Source organism: Amycolatopsis xylanica (assembly GCF_900107045.1).
GTDB lineage: Bacteria > Actinomycetota > Actinomycetes > Mycobacteriales > Pseudonocardiaceae > Amycolatopsis > Amycolatopsis xylanica.
This window is the reverse complement of record NZ_FNON01000001.1, coordinates 1,486,264-1,504,069: the sequence shown is the minus strand read 5'-3', so window position 1 is coordinate 1,504,069 and position 17,806 is coordinate 1,486,264. Positions and strand designations below refer to the sequence as shown.

The following is a 17,806-nucleotide window of genomic DNA, read 5'->3' as shown; positions in this document are numbered from 1 at the left end:
AGGTCAGCGGGACCAGGCGCCGGGAGGCTCGTAGGCCGGGCGGGTCCAGCCGGGCCGGGGGTCGGGCTGGACGGCCTCGGTGCGCGGCTTCTCCGCGAGCAGGCGCAGCGCGACCGTCAGGGCGGCGAGTTCCTCGTCGTCCGGCCTGCCGCGCAGCACGGTGAACCCGAACGCGGTCACGCGGGCGGGTTCCCGTGCTTGCGGCCGGGCAGGCTGGCGTGCTTGGCGCGGAGCATCTCGAGTGAGGCGATGAGGACGGCCCGGGTGTCGGCGGGGTCGATGACGTCGTCGACCAGTCCGCGCTCCGCGGCGTACAGCGGGTGGACGAGCTGGCTGCGGTACTCCTTGATCCAATGCTCGCGGGCGGCTTCGGGGTCTTCGGCGGCGGCGATCTCGCGGCGGAAGACGACGTTGGCCGCGCCCTCGGCGCCCATGACGGCGATTTCGTTGGTGGGCCAGGCAAAGGAGAGATCGGCCCCGATGGAGCGGGAGTCCATGACGATGTACGCGCCGCCGTACGCCTTGCGCACGATGAGCTGGATGCGCGGGACGGTGGCGTTGCAGTAGGCGTAGAGCAGTTTGGCGCCGTGGCGGATGATGCCGCCGTGTTCCTGGTCTTTGCCCGGCAGGAAGCCGGGAACGTCGACCATGGTGATCAGCGGGATGTTGAAGGAGTCGCACATCGAGACGAACCGCGCGGCTTTTTCGGAGGTATGGATGTCGAGGACGCCCGCGTAGGAGGCGGGCTGGTTGGCGACGATGCCGACGACGTGACCGTCGAGGCGGGCGAGGCCGCAGATGATGTTGGTGGCCCAGGAGGCGTGGACCTCGAACAGGTCGCCGTCGTCGATGATCTCCTCGATGACCGCGCGCATGTCGTAGGCCTGGTTGGGATCGGCGGGCACGAGGTCGAGCAGCGGCTCGCACCGGCGGGCCCGGCTGTCGGTGGCCGGGGCGGGCGGCGGCAGCTCGCGGTTGTTCGACGGGAGCATCGACAGCAGATGCCGGACGTCGGCAAGACAGTCCTCTTCGGTGTCGTACACGAAACCTGCGGCGCCGGAGACCGTGCCGTGCACGTCGGCGCCGCCGAGCTGGTCGTGGGTGATCTCCTCGCCGGTGACGCTGCGGACCACATCCGGGCCGGTGATGTACATCTGCGCGATGCCGCGGACCATGAACACGAAGTCGGTCAACGCGGGCGAGTACGTCGCGCCGCCCGCGCACGGGCCGAGCATGACCGAGATCTGCGGGATCACGCCGGAACACCGGACGTTGCGCCGGAAGATACCGCCGTAGCCCGCGAGCGCGGTCACCCCTTCCTGGATCCGCGCGCCCGCACCGTCCGAAAGGGACACGAGCGGCGCGCCGGCCGATTCGGCGAGGTCCATCACCTTGTGGATCTTCTGCGCGTGCGCCTCACCGAGCGAGCCGCCGAAGACGCGGAAGTCGTGCGCGTAGGCGAACACCGTGCGGCCGAACACGGTGCCCCAGCCGGTGAGCACCCCGTCCGTCCACGGGCGGCGGTCCTCGAGGCCGAACCCGGTCGCCCGATGCCGCCGGAAGCCTTCGATCTCCCGGAAGGAACCCGGATCGAACAACAGGTCCAGCCGGGCGCGCGCGGTGAGCTTGCCCCGCTCGGCCTGCAGCCGCGTCGCCCGCGCCGACGGCCCGGCGAGCACCTCGGCGCGGGCCGCGGTGAGCTCCTCGGCGTACCCGCGCAGATCGGGAGGGCTACCCGCGGGGCCTGGCTGGTCGATGATCGTCACGCCCGCCAGCAAACGCGCGCTCGCTCGAGGACGGACCGAGGACGGCCGCCACCGCGCCGTCGGCGCCGTCCGCCGTGTCCGCCGCCCACGCGACGTAGCCGTCCGGGCGGACCAGTAAGGCAGGCACTCCCGGCGGCCTGGCGGTGACGACGGTCAGCCGGGAGTGCGCGGCGGGCTGAGCTGAGTTTTCGTCGGTGAGCAAGAGAAAACGGCCGTCGTGGGCGTGCTCGGCCAGTCTCGTGCCATCGGCCAGCTCGACGTCGGGCGCCATCCGTCCGGTCAGCGGATGCTCGCCAGGCAGGTCGTAGTGCTGCCACGCGCCGGAGATGCGCGTCGTCACGTACGTGGCGGCGGGCCCGGTATCGAGGAAGTCGGTGACGATCTCGCGCAGCGCCCGCGACGCCGGATCCGTGCGGCCGAGCGCGGTCTGGGCGAGTGTCCACCGCTGCACCCAGTCACCGACCGGGTGGCGCTCGGCGGTGTAGGTGTCCAGCAGGCCGGGTGGTCCGTCGCCGCGCACCGCCGCGGCCAGCTTCCAGCCGAGGTTCATCGCGTCGGCGAGGCCGAGATTCATGCCCTGGCCGCCGAACGGCGAATGGACGTGTGCGGCGTCGCCCGCCAGCAGCACCCGGCCCCGGCGGTACTCCGTCGCCTGCCGGGCGGTGTCGGTGTAGCGGGTGGCGACCGGGACGGCGCCGATCTTCACCTCGATCCCGGCGACCCGGCGCAGGCTGTCCTCGATCTCGGCGGCGGTGACCGGCCGGTCACGGTCGGCCGTCCTGCCGTATTCGACGGTGTGCAGGCGCCCGTGCACCGGGCCGTGGACGTACGCGCCAGCGGGCGTCGGCGTCCATTCGCCGACCGGGGGAGCACCGGGGCCGTCGAACTCGACCATGGCCTGGATACCGGTGAACTCCGGGCCCGCGCCAGGGAAGGCGAAGCCGGCGAGCTTGCGTACCCGGCTGCGCCCGCCGTCGCACCCGGCGAGCCAGCCTGCCCGGATCGTCTCGCCGCCCGCCTCGACGGTCACGCCGTCCGCGGACGCGGTGAAGCCGGTCAGCCCGCGGCCCCAGCGCACCTCGGCGCCGAGCGCGGTGGCCCGCTCGGCGAGCACCGTCTCGAGCGCGGACTGGCTGATCACGCCCGCGCCGAGCCGGTGGGCCGCGAAGTCCGGATGGCCGAAGTCGAGCCGGTCGTAGCGGATGACGATGCCGGAGAAGTGGCCGACGAACCGGGGTTTCGCCTCGTCCGGCGAGCCGGGACCCGCCGATTCGGGGTCGTACCACCAGATCGCGGCCTCGCGCACCGCGGGCAGCAGGCCGCGCCAGTGGAACGCGTGCGCGGTCGGCGCGTTGACCGACCTGGCGCCCATCGCCCCGGTCATGATCGCGCGCTCGGCGCCGTCGCGTTCCTCGAGCACCAGCACGGAGGCGCCGGCCAGGCTCAGTTCACCGGCGAGCATCAGGCCGGTCGGCCCGGCACCCGCAATCACCACGTCGTAGCCCACAGGTTCCGCTCCCGTCCGTCCGGTTCTCGCCGCCAGCGGGGGACAGCCGACCACGGCCGCCTCGAGCCCATCTGGATACCGGGTTTCGACCGGTTCTCGAATCCACGCCAGCACAGTGAGCCGGTCCGCGAGGAGGGAAGTGCAGATGACCACGACCGAATCGGCCGAGCCGCGCGCGGCCGCCCGCTTCACCCGGTTCGCGCTGCCGTACGCGCTGATGGTGGTCGTCCCCGCGGTGCTCGCCGTCGTGCTGCTGCGCACCGGCGGCGGTTTCGACACCGCGGGCGGGCAGCGGCAGCCGGGCTCGGCCGACCTGTTCGGGAAGCTGCTGTTCGTGCTGCCGGTGGTGTTCCTGGCCTGCCGTCTGCTCACCGTGGTGGCGAAACGGCTCTGGCAGCCCGCGGTGATCGGCGAGATCTTCGCCGGTGTCCTGCTCGGACCGTCGTTCCTCGGCTGGGTGTGGCCGAGCGGGTTCGCCTGGCTCTTCCCGGCCTCGCTCACCTCGACGATCAACGTACTGGCGCAGGTCGGGCTGGTGCTGTTCATGTTCCTGATCGGCTACGAGGTCGACGCGGCGCTCATCCGGCGGCGCTCGGACACGGTCGTGCTGGTCAGCCACGCCGGCATCCTGCTGCCGTTCCTGGCGGGCACCGCGCTGGCGCTCGGCATGTACGGACCGCTCGGCGGCACGGCGAACCGGCTCGCGTTCAGTCTCTTCCTGGCGGTCTCGCTGAGCGTCACGGCTTTCCCGGTGATGGCCAGGATCCTGGTCGACCGCCGCATGATGGACCGGCCGATCGCGGCGTTCTCGCTCGGCTGCGCGGCGATCACCGATGTCACCGCGTGGTGCCTGCTGGTGCTCGTGGTCGCCATCGCGAACGGGACCTCGCTCGCGGCCATCGGCTGGACGGTGCTGCTGGCCGCGGTGTTCTTCCTGGTGATGACCATGCTCGTCCGCCCGCTGCTGCGGTGGCTGGTGGCCCGCGAGCCGTCCGGCGCCGTGCTGCTCCCGGCCTTGCTGGCCGGGCTGGTGCTGGCCGCGCTGGCGACCAACGAGATCGGCATCCACCCGATCTTCGGCGCTTTCCTGTTCGGCGTGATCACCCCGCGCGGCGCGCTGGTCGTGCGGCGCGTCACCGGCGAGATGCACGGGCTGACCTCGGCGCTGCTGCTGCCGCTGTTCTTCGTCTACACCGGACTCAGCACGGACTTCGGGCTGCTCGGCTCCGACTGGACGCTGTGGGCCTGGTGCGCGCTGCTGACCGTGGTCGCGATCGTGACGAAATGGGGCGGCAGCCTGCTGGCCGCGCGGCTCGGCGGCATGGGCTGGCTCGAGTCGTTCTCGGTCGGCGCGCTGATGAACTGCCGGGGACTGACCGAGCTGGTGGTGCTCACCATCGGCCTCCGGCTGCACGTGATCACGCCGACCGTGTTCGCGATGCTCGTGCTCATGACCTTGGTGTCCACCGTGATGACCGCTCCCGCGCTGACGCTGGCCGACCGGCTGCGCCGTCGCGGGCAAGACCGGCGGGCCACCGCCGGCTGAGAGGAGAACCTGTGTCCAAGGACGTGGATTTCGACATCGGCGTGATCGGCGGCGGGCCCGCCGGTGCGACGATCGCCTCCTATCTGGCGAAGGCCGGGCTGAGCGTGGCGGTGTTCGAAGGCGCGGTCTTCCCGCGTGAACACGTCGGCGAGTCACTGGTGCCCGCGACGATGCCGGTGATGCGGGAGATCGGCGTGCTGGAGAAGATCGACACCGCCGGGTTCCCGCGCAAGTACGGCGCCGCGTGGACCTCCGCCGACGACCGGCGCGACAGCCCGACCGGCTTCCAGGCCAGCTCGCACGGCTGGGGAGTCGCCGAAATCGCTTATGAGGAACGGGATCAGGCCGGTGTCGACCGGCCGTACACCTACCACGTCGACCGAGGGCGGTTCGACCAGATCCTGCTCAAGCACGCGGAGGAACTGGGCGCGAAGGTGTTCCAGGGCACCCGGGTGACCGGAGTGGACTTCGACGATCCGGACCGGCCGGTGCTGCGGGTGAAGCTCGGCGGGCAGCGGGCCGGTGTCGGCGTGCGCATGGTGGTGGACGCCAGCGGCCGCGGCACCACACTGGGCACCCAGCTCAAGCTGAAGGTGCCCGACCCGGTGTTCGACCAGTACGCCGTGCACACCTGGTTCGAGGGACTGGACCGCGGGCTGGTGGCGCGCCGCCCGGAGGACGCGGACTACATCCACGTGCATTTCCTGCCGCTCGAGAACACCTGGGTGTGGCAGATCCCGATCACCGACACGATCACCTCGGTCGGTGTGGTGACGCAGAAGTCGAGATTCAAGGAAGCCAGGGAAGACCTCGAGGGATTCTTCTGGAAGACCGTTTCCAGCCGCCCCGAACTGCTCGACGCGCTGAAGAACTCCGAACGGATCCGTCCTTTCAAGACAGAGGGCGACTACAGCTACGGAATGCGGCAGATCGCGGCCGACGGGATGGTGCTGATCGGGGACGCGGCGCGCTTCGTCGACCCCATTTTCTCCAGCGGTGTCAGCGTCGCGATGAACAGCGCGCGGCTGGCGGCCAAGGACATCATCGCCGCGCACGCGGCTGGCGATTTCCGCAGGGAACGGTTCGACGGCTACGTCTCGACGCTCCGGCGCGGAGTGCGCATGTGGTACGACTTCATTTCCATGTACTACCGGCTGAACGTGCTGTTCACCGCGTTCATCGACGACCCGCGCTACCGGCTGGACGTCATCCGGCTGCTGCAGGGTGACGTCTACGACGCCGAAGAACCCGAAGCGCTCACCGCGATGAAGGAACTCGTGGCCGCGGTCGAGCAAGATCCCGATCACCTGTGGCATCACCGGCTCGGCGACCTGAAGGCGTCGTCCTCCGCGCTGGCCCTTTTCTGAAATCGGAGAACCATGTCGTCAGAAGTGCTCGAGAAACTGACCGAATACGCGCGGGCGGAACTGTTCCCGGCGACGGAAGTGCGCCCGGAGACTGCGCTGGTCTCGTCCGGACTGCTCAAATCCGTCGACACCGCGCGGATCGTCGCCTATGTGCACGAGGAGTTCGGCGTGCGGATCCCGCTGGCAGGGCTCAAGCGTGACAATTTCGAGAACCTGGGCAGGCTCGCCGCGCTGGTGACCTCGCTGCGCACCCCGACGGCCTGAGGGAGTACCCGTGAATCCGAGCCAGCGCCCGGCGCCGCCGATCGCCGTCATCGGCATGGCCTGCAGGCTGCCCGGCGGCATCGACACCCCGGACGATCTGTGGGAATTCCTGATGGCGGGCAAGGACGCGATCGGCGAGGTCCCGCCGGAGCGCTGGGCCGCCTATGCCAGGCGTGACCAGGAGACGGCGAACGCGCTGCGCGGGGTGACCCGGCGTGGCGGGTTCCTCGCCGACGCGGCCGGGTTCGACGCGGACTTCTTCGGGATCACCCCGCGCGAGGCCGAGCTGATGGACCCGCAGCAGCGGATCATGCTCGAACTGGGCTGGGAGTCGCTGGAGCACGCCGGGATCGACCCGCACACGCTGGCCGGGTCCGACGCGGCCGTGTACGTGGGCGTCGGGTCCGACGACTACGGCAGGCAGCTGCTCGAAGACCTGCCGAGGATCGAGGCGTGGACCGGGATCGGCGCCGCGCAGTGCGCGGTGGCCAACCGGATCTCCTACACCCTCGACCTGCGCGGTCCGAGTTTCAGCGTCGACACCGCGTGCTCGTCCTCGCTCGTCGCGCTGCACCTGGCCTGCGCAGGCCTGCGCGACGGCGAGTGCGCGGTCGCGCTGGCCGGTGGCGTCAACGTGATCGCTGGGCCAGGCCTGTCGAAGGTGCTCGACGAGGCGGGCGCGACCTCCGCGCAGGGCCGGTCGCGGCCGTTCGACGCCGAGGCCGACGGCTACGGCCGCGGTGAGGGCGCCGGGATCGTCGTGCTGAAGCGGCTTTCCGACGCCGAGGCGGACGGCGACCGGATTCTCGCGGTGATCCGCGGCAGCGCGGTCAACCAGGACGGCCGGACCAGGGGCATCATGGCGCCCAACGGCGCCGCGCAGGCCCAGGTGGCGCGGCTGGCGCTGCGGCAGGGCGGCGTCGACGCCGGGTCAGTCGCCTACGTGGAGGCGCACGGGACCGGCACGCCTGCCGGTGACCCGGTCGAGGCGGCGGCGCTCGGCGAGGTGTACGGCGCGGGCAGGCGGCCGGGCGACCCCTGCCTGATCGGCTCCGTCAAAGGCAACATCGGTCATCTCGAAGCGGGTGCCGGGATCGCCGGCGTGATCAAGGCCGTGCTGGCTCTCGGCCACGGGATGATCCCGCCGCAGGCAGGCGCCGGGATCAGCGCGCCGAACCCGGAGATCCCTTGGGAGACAACGGGTCTGCGGCTGGTCACCGAACCGACGCCGTGGCCGGAGCATGCGGGACCTCGGCGGGCCGGGGTCTCGGCGTTCGGTTACGGCGGCACCGTCGGCCATGTCGTGCTCGAGCAGGCTCCGGCCCGGCGCCCGGTGGCGACCCGGCCGGAATCCGCGGCGCCGCAGGTGTTCCCGCTGTCGGGGCGGACCGAGGCGGCGGTGCGCGAGTACGCGGGCAGGCTCGCCGAGTTCGTCGGCAGGGACAGCACGCCCGAGGTGCTGGCGGACCTCCGGCACACGCTGTGGAACCGGCGCGCGCGGCTGCCGTCGCGGGCGGCGGTCGTGGCGCACGATTCCGCGTCACTGCGGTACGAGCTGCGCAAGCTCGCCACCGACCAGCCTTCGGCAGGGATCAGCACCGGCACGGCGCCGCCCGGCGTGCCGGAGCCCGTGGTCTGGGTGTTCTCCGGGCACGGGTCACAGTGGAGCGGCATGGCCCGCGAACTGCTGCTCGGCGACCCGGACTTCGCCGGGGTGATCGACACGATCGACCCGATCTTCCGGCAGGAGGCCGGCTTCTCCGCCCGCGAGGCGCTGCTGGACGGCGAGCTCGGCGGGGTGGACCGGATCCAGTCGTTGCTCTTCGCCGTCCACTGTGGACTCGCGGCGGTCTGGCGGCGGCTCGGCTCGCGCCCGGCCGCGGTGCTCGGGCATTCGGTCGGCGAAGTGGCGGCCGCGGTCGTCGCCGGCGTGCTCGACCTGGAGCAGGGCGCGCGGCTGATCTGCCGCCGGTCGGCGCGGCTGCGCGCGGCGGCCGGTGGCGGGGCGATGGCGATGGCCGCGCTGCCGTTCGCCGAGGTGGAAGCGTTGCTGGCCGGGCAGTCCGAGGTGGTGGCGGCCATCGAGTCGTCGCCGGTGTCGACCGTGGTCAGCGGCACGCCGGACGCCGTCGCGGCGTTCACCGCCCGCTGCGGCGCCGACGGTGTCGCGGTCCGGCCGGTGGCCTCCGACGTCGCGTTCCACAGTCCGCAGATGGAGCCGCTGCTGGCCGGTCTGCAGGCCGACCTGGCCGGCCTGACCCCGGCGGCGCCGTCGATCCCGCTCTACTCGACCGCGCTGGCGGATCCGCGGGCGGATGCTCCGCGTGACGCCGGATACTGGGCGCTGAACCTGCGCGAACCGGTCCGGCTGGCCACCGCGATCGAGGCCGCGGTGGCCGATGGTCACCGGTTCTTCCTGGAGGTCTCACCGCACCCGGTGGTCAGTCATTCGATCGGCGAGACACTGGCCGAACTCGGGGCCGGCGACGCGTACGTCACCGGGTCGCTGCGCCGTGGCCGTCCGGAGCTGGCGACGCTGCTGACCTCACTCGCCGAGCTGCACTGCCACGGCGGCGAGGCCGTCCCGCCGGCGCCGGGTGAGCTGATCACGCTGCCCCGGGTCGCGTGGCGGCACCGCCGCTACTGGCGGGCGGGCCCGGACGCCGAGCACCCGGGTGCGGCGGCGCGGTGGCACGACCCCGCGTCGGCCGGGCTGCTCGGCGCGCCGGTGACGGTCGCCGTGCCGGGCGCGCCGCGGATCTGGCAGACCCGGCTCGACGACGCGAGCCGCCCGTACCCCGGCAGGCATCCGGTGCAGGGCGTGGAGATCGTGCCAGCCGCCGCGCTGCTCAACACGCTGTCCGCGGCGGTGGACGGGCGCGCGCTGAGCGGTGTCCGGCTGCTGGCGCCGCTGGCGGTGAGCCCGGCGCGCGAGGTGCAGGTGCTGCGCCAGGACGAGGTGGTCACCATCGCGTCGCGGCCGCTCGGCGCCGAAGAGGACCACTGGCAGACCCATGCGACGGCGACGTCGGGCACCGCCGCCGAGGAGTCCATTGTGGACATCGCGGCGGCGCGCGAACGGTGCGGCGTCCGGCGTGAGCCCGGTGTGGTGCTGGAATCGCTCGTCGCGGCGGGGATCGCGAGCGCCGGATTCGGCTGGACGGTGACCGAGGTGCGCACCGGCGACGGCGAGCTGCTGGCCACGGTGCGCCCGGACGGCGAGACGGCCGAGCAGGCCTGGGCCGGTGTGGTAGACGCGGCGTTGTCCGCCGCGCCGCTGGTGTTCGGCGGCGAACCGGTGCTGCGCATCGCGGACCGGGTGGACCGGGTGAGTTTCGCGGCCAGGCCACCGGCCGCGCCGGTGCTGCGGATCAGCGTGTGCGGCGATGGCGTGGTGGATGTCCAGGTGCTCGACGACGAAGGCCGGGTCGCCGGCGTGCTCGCCGGGTTGCGGTATCGGACGCTCGACGGCGGCGCGGAGACCGGTGTCGACCGGCAAGGTCTGGTCCACCGGCTGACCTGGTCGCCGGTGACCAGGCAGGCCCGGCCGTTGCGCAGGCTCGTCGTTTTCGGCGCGGACGACGGCCTCACCGAAGGATTTACCGGTGTCGAATGCTTGCACCTGACCGAGATCGTCGAGCTGGCGAACCTGCTGGGGGAGCTGGACGACCGTGACGCCATCGCCGTCGTCCCCGCCGCGGAACCGGCGGACGCGGCGCCGGGCGCGATCACCGCCGCGGCCGCCGAAGCGGCGTGGACCCTCACCCGCGTCGCGCAGCTGCTGGCCGGGCGCGACCTGCGCAAACCACCCCGGCTGTGGGCCGTGACGAAGGGCGTCCGCGAAGGCGCCGGGGTGACCCACTCGGTGCTGTGGGGACTCGGCAGGGTCATCGGCGGCCAATATCCCGGCTTCTGGGGCGGGATCGTCGACCTGCCGGACGCCGGGGCCGCCGGGCTCGCCGAGGTGCTCGGCGGGACGGGGGAGGCGGACGTGTTCGCGCCCCGCGAAGGCGTCGTCGAAGCCGCGCGCCTGGTGCCGCTCGACGGCGACCCGGAGCGGCCCGCGCTGCGCTGCCGTCCCGACGCGACCTACCTGATCACCGGCGGCCTCGGGGTGCTGGGACTGCGGGTCGCGGCGTGGCTGGCCGACCGCGGCGCGCGGCGCCTGGTGCTGACCGCGCGGACCCCGGTGCCGCCGCGGGCCGAGTGGCCGGGTTCGGCCGACCCGCGCGTCCAGGCGCTGCGCGTGCTGGAGGACCGCGGCGTGACTGTGCGGACGCTGGCGCTCGACGTCGCCGACGAGCGGGCGGCGCGGATGCTGGCGGACCCGGACGCGCTGGGCCTGCCGCCGATCCGCGGTGTCGTCCACGCGGCAGGCGTGCTCGACGACCGGATGCTCGACGAACTGGACTACGACTCGCTGGCCGCCGTGCTGCGGCCGAAGGCGCGGGGCGCGCTGGTGCTGGACCGGCTCTTCCCGCCGGGCAGCGTCGACTTCTTCGCGTTGTTCTCGTCGTTCGGCCAGTTCCTCGGACTGCCGGGGCAAGCGGCCTACGCGTCGGCGAACGCGTTCCTCGACGCGGTCGCCAACCGGCGCGCGGCCGCCGGGCACGCCGACGCGCTCAGCCTGTGCTGGACGTCGTGGCGTGGCATGGGCATGGCGGTCAGCGAGGTGGTCGACGCCGAGCTGCGGCACGCGGCGGTGACGGACATTTCGGCGGACGAGGCGTTCCGGGCCTGGCTCGACGCGTCACGTCACCGCGTCGGCCAGGTGGCGGTGTTCGGCACGACGGACGCGCCGCACCGGCGGCCGCCGGTGCTGACCGAGCTGCGGTCCGAAGTGGACACCGAGGACGACGGGACCGGCGTGCTGGCCGGGCTCACCGGCGAGGAGCGGCTGGCACGGCTGGTCGAGGAGATCACCGCGCAGATCGCCGCCGAGATGCGGCTGCCGGTGGCGGAGCTCGACGCCCGGCGGCCGCTGACCGCGCTGGGCCTGGATTCGGTGATGACGCTGTCGATCCGGCGGCGCCTGGAGACCCGGTTCGGCCTCGGCCTGCCCGCGACCCTGCTGTGGAAACTGCCCACCGTGGCCGAGGTCGCGGGCTATCTCAGTGATCTGCTGCCGGAGGACTGAAGCATGCGTTTCGACGAGTTGTTCATCGCGGGCGTCGGCTCGTATCTGCCGAAGACCGTGGACGTGGACGAGGCGGTCGCCGACGGCCGCTACGACGCCGAGGAGCAAGCGGGCAGCGGTCAGCTGGCGGTGGCCGTCGCGGGTGACGGCGAAACCCAGCCGGAGATGGCGGCGCTGGCAGGCCGGGTCGCGCTGGAGCGGTCCGGCAGGCGGCCGGACGAGGTCGCGCTGCTGCTGCACGCCGTGACCGGCCACAATGGACTCGAAGGCTGGAACTCCGCGGCCTATCTGCAAAAACGGGTACTCGGCGGCGCGGGCATCTCGTTCGAGATCCGGCAGCTGTCCAACGGCGCCATCGCGAGCGTCGAGCTGGCGGGCGCCTACTTGGCCGCCTCGGGACTGGACGCGGCCATCATCACCTCGGCCGACCGGTTCGCCGAGCCGGCGTGGGATCGGTGGCGCTCGAGCTGGGGCCTGGTCTTCGCGGACGGCGCGAGTGCCGCCGTGCTCTCCCGCGACGGCGGGTTCGCCAGGGTGCTCTCGGCGGTCACCGTGTCCGACCCGGACCTCGAGGTGCTGCACCGAGGCAGCTTGCCGTTCACCGCGGCGCCCGACACCGGCGGCTATCCGATCGACTTCCGCGCCCGCACCCTGGACTCGTCGTACGACATCGGGTTCGACGAGGTCTCCGCCAGGATGGCGACCGGGCTGAAGTCGGCCGTGGCCCGCGCGACCGAGGAAGCGGGCGTGTCGGTGGCCGACGCCCGGCACTGCGTCGTGCCGCACTTCGGGCGCGAGCTGCTGCACCGCGAATGCCTCGGCGTGCTCGGCATCGACCTCGCCCGCACGACCTGGTCCTGGGCGGCGCACATCGGCCACCTCGGCGCGGCCGACCAGTTCGCCGGTCTCACCTATCTGACCGAGGCCGGTGCGCTCGCGCCGGGTGACCGGGTGCTGCTGCTCGGCATCGGCGGCGGCTTCAACTGGACCTGCGTCGTGCTCGAGATCACCGGCCATCCGTCCTGGTCGTGACCCTGGCCCGGGATAAAGCCCGCTTTATCCCGGGCCAGGGCGCTAGGCGAAGTGGTGGCGGAGGTCGCGGCGGACGACCTTGCCGGTCGCCGACCGTTCGATGGCGTCGACCAGCACGATCCGGCGGATCTGTTCGTAGTAGGGCAGATCCGCGTTGACGGCGGCGGCGATCGCGGCCGCGTCGGCGTCCGGGGAGGCGGCGACGACCAGCGCGTGGGCCACGGCGCCGCTGAACTCGTCGGGGACGTCGACCACCACGCCGTCCGCGACGGCCGGGTGGCGCAGCAGTACCCGCTCGATCTCGGTCGGGGACACCAGCCAGTTGTCGCACTTGAACGTGTCCTTGATGCGGTCGACGACGAACAGGTCGCCGTCCTCGTCGTAGAAGCCGACGTCGCCGGTGGAGAACCAGCCGTCGGCGTCGACGTCGTTGCCGATGTCCCTGCCGAGATAGCCCACCATCAGCTGGGGGCCGCGGAGCTGGATCTCGCCCTTGGCCCCGGTCGGCAGCGCGGCGCGGGTGTCGATGTCGACGATCCGGCTCTGCGCGCCGGCGACCAGCAGCCCCGACGAGCCGGGTTTCGGTTTGTCCCAATCGGACAGATGGGTGGACGGCGAGTTCTCGGCCAGGCCGTAGCCCTGCGCCACCGGGACGCCGAACTGCTGTGACAGCACCAGGTTCACCGACGGCGACAGCGCGGAGCCGCCGGAAAGGATCGCACGCAGCCGGGGCGGCGCGAGCTCGGCGAGGCGGGGATCGGCGGCGAGCCTGGCCAGCCGCATCGGCAGGCTGTAGTAGTGCGTCGCGCGGTACGCCTCCGCCGCCTCGACCGAGCCCGCGATGTCCTCGCCGGTCCACAGCACGTGCGTGGCCATCGCCTGGACGCCGATGGTCAGGTGCATCAGGTGGAACGTGGGCAGGTAGGTGAACAGGACGGAGGTCTCGTCGAGCCGGTGCGCCACCGCGGTCTGCGCGGCGTTGACGGTGAGATTGCGATGGCTCAGCCGCACGGCCTTCGCCGCGCCGGTGGTGCCGCTGGTGAACTGCAGGCAGGACACGAGATCCTGCTCGTCCGGTGACCGCGGCGCCGCCGCGAACGCGGGAGCCGCGTCGAGCAGCTCGCCCAGCGTCGGCAACGAGGCCGCCTCCGGCGGGAGACCGGGCGCGCGTTCGGTCAGCACCACGGTCTTCAGCGCGGGCAGGCGATCCGCGATCGCGGCGAACCGCGGGTACATCTCCGGTGCGATCACCGCGACCCGCGCGTCGGCGACGGCCAGCACGTGCAGCATCCGCTGCTCGGTCAGCAGCGGGTTCACCACGGCACTGACCAGCCCGGCACGCGCGGCGCCGAAGTAGGCGACCGCGAACACCGGGTCGAGCACCGCCGGGATGGCGATCACCGCGCCCGGCCCGCCCGCGAGCGCGGCGAAGGCCGACGCGCAGCGGCTCACCTCGGCGTCGAGTTCGGCGTAGGTGAGGCCGCGGTCCGCGGTGACCAGCGCGGCCTTGCCCGGCACCCGCTCGGCGGCCCTGGTGAGCAGGTCGTCCACCCGTGGCCCGCCGAGCAGCCCGGAGATCGTCGCCAGCGGCGGGCCCGACCAGATCCGGCCTGCCTCGGTGTCGGACACGCTCATTGTCATCGTCGCCGATCCTTCCTGCGCTCGCCGGAAACAGCCCGGTCCGGCGATGAGGCTGCCCCGTCGCGCTCAGCGCTGTCTTGAGCCTGCTTGGAGCGACGGTCGACGCGGCGCTCCAGCACGGGTCCGGCGAGCGTCGAGCGTGCCGGGAAAGCATGCCGTGCGGGATCACTCGCGGTGGCATGGAAGGGAATTCTCATGGACGGCTCCCCAGCGGTGCTCGTGGTCGGCGCCGGACCGGTCGGCCTCACCGCCGCGCACGAGCTGCTGCGGCGCGACATCGAGGTCAGGGTGATCGACCGCGCGGACGGCCCAGCGGTCACCAGCCGGGCCACCGCGACGCACGCCCGCGCGCTCGAGGTCTACCACCAGATGGGCCTGCTCGACGAGGTGCTCGAGCGCGGCCAGCGGGTCGACGGGTTCACCGTGCACCGGCTCGGCCGGGCGCTGACCAGGCTCGGCACCAACTTCTCCGCGCTGCCGACGCGATTCCCGTTCACCCTCCAGGTCGATCAGGTGATCACCGAGGAGATTCTCCGCGCCAGGCTGGCGAAATCCGGCGTCGAGGTGGAATGGGGTGTCGCGCTGGAGGACCTGAGCGGCCACGCCGACCGGGCCGACGTCCGGCTGCGACATGCCGACGGGACCGCGGAGGAGCTTTCCGTGCCCTGGCTGATCGGCGCGGACGGCGCGCACAGCGTCGTCCGTGACCGGCTCGGCCTGCGGCTGGCCGGCGAGTCCTCGGAGACTTGGCTGATCGCCGACGCGATCGTCGACGCCGACCTGCCGCGCGACAGCCTGCACTGGATGCACACCGGCCAGGGCACGATCATGCTGGTCCCGTTCCCCGCGCCGGGCAAATGGCGGCTGCTGGACACCGTCGACGTCGACGGCGCGGACGATCCGGACGCGATCGCCGCCCGCTTCGCCGCGAAGATCACGGCAGGGCTGGGAAAACCGGCCACCGTGCGCACGCCGAGCTGGGTCTCGGTGTTCACCATCCGGCAGCGGATGGTCGAGCGGATGCGGGTTGGCCGCTGCTTCGTCGCGGGCGACGCGGCGCATGTCCACAGCCCGGCCTCCGGCCAGGGCATGAACACCGGGGTGCAGGACGCGCACAACCTGGCATGGAAACTCGCGGACGTGATCAGGGGGCACGCCGACGAGGCGCTGCTCGACAGCTACAGCGCGGAGCGGGTGCCGATCGGCGAGGCGCTGCTCGGCTCGACCAAGACCGCGACCCGGCTGGTGGCGCTGCGGGAGGCGGCCGTCAGCGCGCTGCTGCCGGTCGGCACCACCCTCCTCAATGGACTGGGCGGGGTGAAGCGGCGCGTCGAGGGCAAGGTGCAGAAGGTCATGTCCGGGCTGGCACTGAACTATGTGGACAGTCAGCTGACCGTGCCCTCCGGCGCGCCCGGAGCGATCGCGCCGGGCGACCGGGTCGGCTGCGACGGTGAGACCGAGCGGACCAGCGCGGGCTGGCGCGCGATGTGCGCCGAGTTCACCGATCCGCGCTGGACACTGCTCGCCTGTGCGGAAGACGAGCTGCTCGAGACGGTCGGCCGTGGCTACGGCCAAGCGGTTTCGGTGCGGTCGGTGTCGGCGCTCGGCGACCGGGGCCCCGGCGCGCTCGCGGATCCCGGCGGCACGCTGCGGGCGGAACTCGGGCTGCAGGACGGCCAGTACGCGCTGATCCGCCCTGACGGTTACCTCGCGGCGAAGGGCCCGCTCGGCGAGCTCACCGCGACACTCGGCAGGCTGCATTTGATCGACCGGGCGGTGGCGTGATGCGGCTGATCGACCTGTCCGTCCCCATCGACGCGTCGGTGTGGGAGCCGAACCCGGTGGTGCACGAGGTGCTCTCGCCAGCCGAGGGCGCGCGGCACATGGCCGACGGCATGCTCGCGAACCACGGCATCGCGTTCGACCCGGCCGAGCTGCCCGGCGGGGAGATGCTGTCGCTCGACACCCTCACCCTCACCTCGCACACCGGAACGCATGTGGACGCCCCGTCGCACTACGGGTCGCACGCGGCGTACGGCAGGCCCCGGCACATCGACGAGATGCCGCTCGACTGGTTCCTGCGGCCCGGCGTCGTGCTCGACCTGACCGATCAGCCGGTCGGCGCGACCGGGCCGGACAAGCTGCTGCGCGAGTTCGAGCGGATCGGCCACACGCCGCGCCCGTTCGACATCGTGCTGCTGCGCACCGGCGCCGACGTGCTGGCCGGCACGCCGAAGTACTTCACCGACTTCACCGGGCTCGACGCCGCGGCCACGAACCTGTTGCTGGACCTGGGGGTCGTGGTGATCGGCACGGACGCGTTCAGCCTCGACGCGCCGTTCGGCTGGATGATCGAGCGGTTCCACCGCACCGGGGATCGCGGCGTGCTGTGGCCCGCGCATTTCGCGGGCCGCGAGCGCGAGTACAGCCAGATCGAGCGGCTCGCGAACCTGGACGCGCTGCCTTCGGCCACCGGGTTCACCGTGTCCTGCCTGCCGGTCAAGATCGCGGGGGCGGGCGCGGGCTGGGCGAGGGCGGTCGCCATCGTCGAAGACCCCGCTGATGGCTGAGGTCGCGCTGCTGCTGCCGGGCCAGGGTTCCCAGCGGATCCGCATGGCGGCCGGGCTCTATCCGGGCGAGCGGGTGTTCGCCGAGGCGATGGACGAGGTGTTCGCCGCGCTGGGCCCGCCCGGTGACCGGTTGCGCGAGGACTGGCTGTCCCCGGCCCCGCGCCTCTCGATCGACGACGCCGCCTGGTCGCAGCCGCTGCTGTTCGCGGTCGGCCACGCGCTGGGCAGGCTGGTGTGCAGCTGGGGTGTCCGCCCGGCCGCGCTGCTCGGGCACAGCGTCGGCGAACTAGCGGCGGCCACGCTCGCCGGCGTCTTCCGACTGCCCGACGCCGTGGCGCTCGTGCTGGACCGGGTCGCCAGGGCCGCGGCCGCGCCGCCGGGCGGCATGCTCGCGGTCGCCGCGTCCGCCGCCGAGCTGGCGCCGTTCCTCGGTGACGGCGTGACGGTCGGCGCGGTCAACGCGCCGCGGCACACGGTGCTCGCGGGCGCGCGGGAACCCTTGGCCGCCGTGGCGGCCGCACTGACCGCGGCGGGGCTCGCCTTCCGGCCCGTTCCGTCGCTGTGCGCGTTCCACAGCGCGGCGCTGGCACCGGCGTTCGAAGGCGCGGAGAGCGCGGTCGGGCCAAGGAGAACCCCGCGGCTGACTGTCTACTCGGGATACACCGGAGCCCCGCTCGGCCCGGCCGAGGTGGCGGATGCCGCGTTCTGGGCCACCCAGCCGGTCGCGCCGGTGCACTTCTGGTCCACATTGGACAGTATGCTGGGCGACGGCGAGTTCGTGCTGGTGGAATGCGGCGCGGGACAGGAACTGTCCAAACTGGCCCGTCGCCATCCCGCCGTGCGCGCCGGGCGCAGCTCGGTGCTCCCGCTGCTGCCGTCCCGTGCCGGGACCCCGGACGCCGACCGGGCCGCCGTGCTCACCGCCCGTACCGTCCTGACCGACGCACGAGGGTCGTGAGTGTTCCGGCCGGTTAGA

The 17,806-nt window shown here is 72.6% G+C and carries 12 protein-coding genes; 8 read left to right on the top strand and 4 right to left on the bottom strand.

Annotated features, from left to right (window positions below):
- Window positions 1-3: 3 nt before the first annotated feature.
- Genes BLV57_RS06610 through BLV57_RS06600 form a run of 3 tightly spaced genes read right to left on the bottom strand, consistent with a single transcriptional unit; the run spans window position 4 to window position 3,273 of the window.
- Entirely contained in the window at window positions 4-180 is a 177-nt protein-coding gene (locus BLV57_RS06610) for an acyl-CoA carboxylase subunit epsilon (RefSeq protein WP_091287605.1), read from the bottom strand.
- A complete protein-coding gene (locus BLV57_RS06605) occupies window positions 177-1,760 on the bottom strand; it encodes an acyl-CoA carboxylase subunit beta (protein WP_425425963.1) in 1,584 nt (527 codons plus the stop codon). Before BLV57_RS06605 ends, BLV57_RS06610 begins: the two co-directional genes overlap by 4 nt.
- Window positions 1,732-3,273 (bottom strand): FAD-dependent monooxygenase, encoded by a 1,542-nt coding sequence (locus BLV57_RS06600; RefSeq protein WP_091287923.1) that lies wholly within the window; start codon window positions 3,271-3,273, stop codon window positions 1,732-1,734. The genes BLV57_RS06605 and BLV57_RS06600 overlap by 29 nt, the downstream gene beginning before the upstream one ends.
- Before the next feature lie 145 nt (window positions 3,274-3,418).
- Here BLV57_RS06600 and BLV57_RS06595 point away from each other — a divergent pair, with 145 nt between their 5' ends.
- Genes BLV57_RS06595 through BLV57_RS06575 form a run of 5 tightly spaced genes read left to right on the top strand, consistent with a single transcriptional unit; the run spans window position 3,419 to window position 12,619 of the window.
- Window positions 3,419-4,819, top strand: a complete 1,401-nt coding sequence (locus BLV57_RS06595) for a cation:proton antiporter domain-containing protein (protein WP_245757178.1) — start codon at window positions 3,419-3,421, stop codon at window positions 4,817-4,819.
- Window positions 4,820-4,830: 11 nt separating this feature from the next.
- Complete coding sequence (locus BLV57_RS06590) at window positions 4,831-6,186, top strand: NAD(P)/FAD-dependent oxidoreductase (protein ID WP_176968509.1); 1,356 nt, start codon at window positions 4,831-4,833, stop codon at window positions 6,184-6,186.
- A gap of 12 nt (window positions 6,187-6,198) precedes the next feature.
- Window positions 6,199-6,450, top strand: coding sequence for an acyl carrier protein (locus BLV57_RS06585; RefSeq protein WP_091287604.1), 252 nt, complete (start codon window positions 6,199-6,201; stop codon window positions 6,448-6,450).
- A 10-nt stretch (window positions 6,451-6,460) separates the two neighbouring features.
- Complete coding sequence (locus tag BLV57_RS06580) at window positions 6,461-11,587, top strand: type I polyketide synthase (protein WP_218134614.1); 5,127 nt, start codon at window positions 6,461-6,463, stop codon at window positions 11,585-11,587.
- 3 nt (window positions 11,588-11,590) lie between these two features.
- Complete coding sequence (locus BLV57_RS06575) at window positions 11,591-12,619, top strand: ketoacyl-ACP synthase III family protein (RefSeq protein WP_091287603.1); 1,029 nt, start codon at window positions 11,591-11,593, stop codon at window positions 12,617-12,619.
- A 42-nt stretch (window positions 12,620-12,661) separates the two neighbouring features.
- Here the strand turns inward: BLV57_RS06575 and BLV57_RS06570 are convergent, their stop codons facing one another.
- On the bottom strand, window positions 12,662-14,260 hold the full coding sequence (locus BLV57_RS06570) for a class I adenylate-forming enzyme family protein (protein ID WP_218134613.1): 1,599 nt from the start codon (window positions 14,258-14,260) through the stop codon (window positions 12,662-12,664).
- 195 nt (window positions 14,261-14,455) lie between these two features.
- On the opposite strand from BLV57_RS06570, the gene BLV57_RS06565 reads away from it, so the two are divergent.
- Genes BLV57_RS06565 through BLV57_RS06555 form a run of 3 tightly spaced genes read left to right on the top strand, consistent with a single transcriptional unit; the run spans window position 14,456 to window position 17,788 of the window.
- Complete coding sequence (locus BLV57_RS06565; RefSeq protein ID WP_091287601.1) at window positions 14,456-16,045, top strand: FAD-dependent oxidoreductase; 1,590 nt, start codon at window positions 14,456-14,458, stop codon at window positions 16,043-16,045.
- Window positions 16,045-16,830 carry a cyclase family protein gene (locus BLV57_RS06560; RefSeq protein WP_091287600.1) on the top strand — a complete coding sequence of 262 codons (786 nt, stop codon included), beginning with the start codon at window positions 16,045-16,047 and terminating at the stop codon, window positions 16,828-16,830. The genes BLV57_RS06565 and BLV57_RS06560 overlap by 1 nt, the downstream gene beginning before the upstream one ends.
- Complete coding sequence (locus tag BLV57_RS06555) at window positions 16,823-17,788, top strand: acyltransferase domain-containing protein (RefSeq protein ID WP_091287599.1); 966 nt, start codon at window positions 16,823-16,825, stop codon at window positions 17,786-17,788. Before BLV57_RS06560 ends, BLV57_RS06555 begins: the two co-directional genes overlap by 8 nt.
- The last annotated feature ends 18 nt before the right edge of the window (window positions 17,789-17,806 follow it).

What these genes read in the sequence shown, in the direction of transcription:
- BLV57_RS06595 (WP_245757178.1), top strand. Translation starts at nt 3,419, where the DNA reads ATGACCACGACCGAATCGGCCGAGCCGCGCGCGGCCGCCCGCTTCACC.
- BLV57_RS06585 (WP_091287604.1), top strand. Translation starts at nt 6,199, where the DNA reads ATGTCGTCAGAAGTGCTCGAGAAACTGACCGAATACGCGCGGGCGGAA.
- BLV57_RS06575 (WP_091287603.1), top strand. Translation starts at nt 11,591, where the DNA reads ATGCGTTTCGACGAGTTGTTCATCGCGGGCGTCGGCTCGTATCTGCCG.
- BLV57_RS06570 (WP_218134613.1), bottom strand. Translation starts at nt 14,260, where the DNA reads ATGACAATGAGCGTGTCCGACACCGAGGCAGGCCGGATCTGGTCGGGC.
- BLV57_RS06565 (WP_091287601.1), top strand. Translation starts at nt 14,456, where the DNA reads ATGGACGGCTCCCCAGCGGTGCTCGTGGTCGGCGCCGGACCGGTCGGC.
- BLV57_RS06560 (WP_091287600.1), top strand. Translation starts at nt 16,045, where the DNA reads ATGCGGCTGATCGACCTGTCCGTCCCCATCGACGCGTCGGTGTGGGAG.
- BLV57_RS06555 (WP_091287599.1), top strand. Translation starts at nt 16,823, where the DNA reads ATGGCTGAGGTCGCGCTGCTGCTGCCGGGCCAGGGTTCCCAGCGGATC.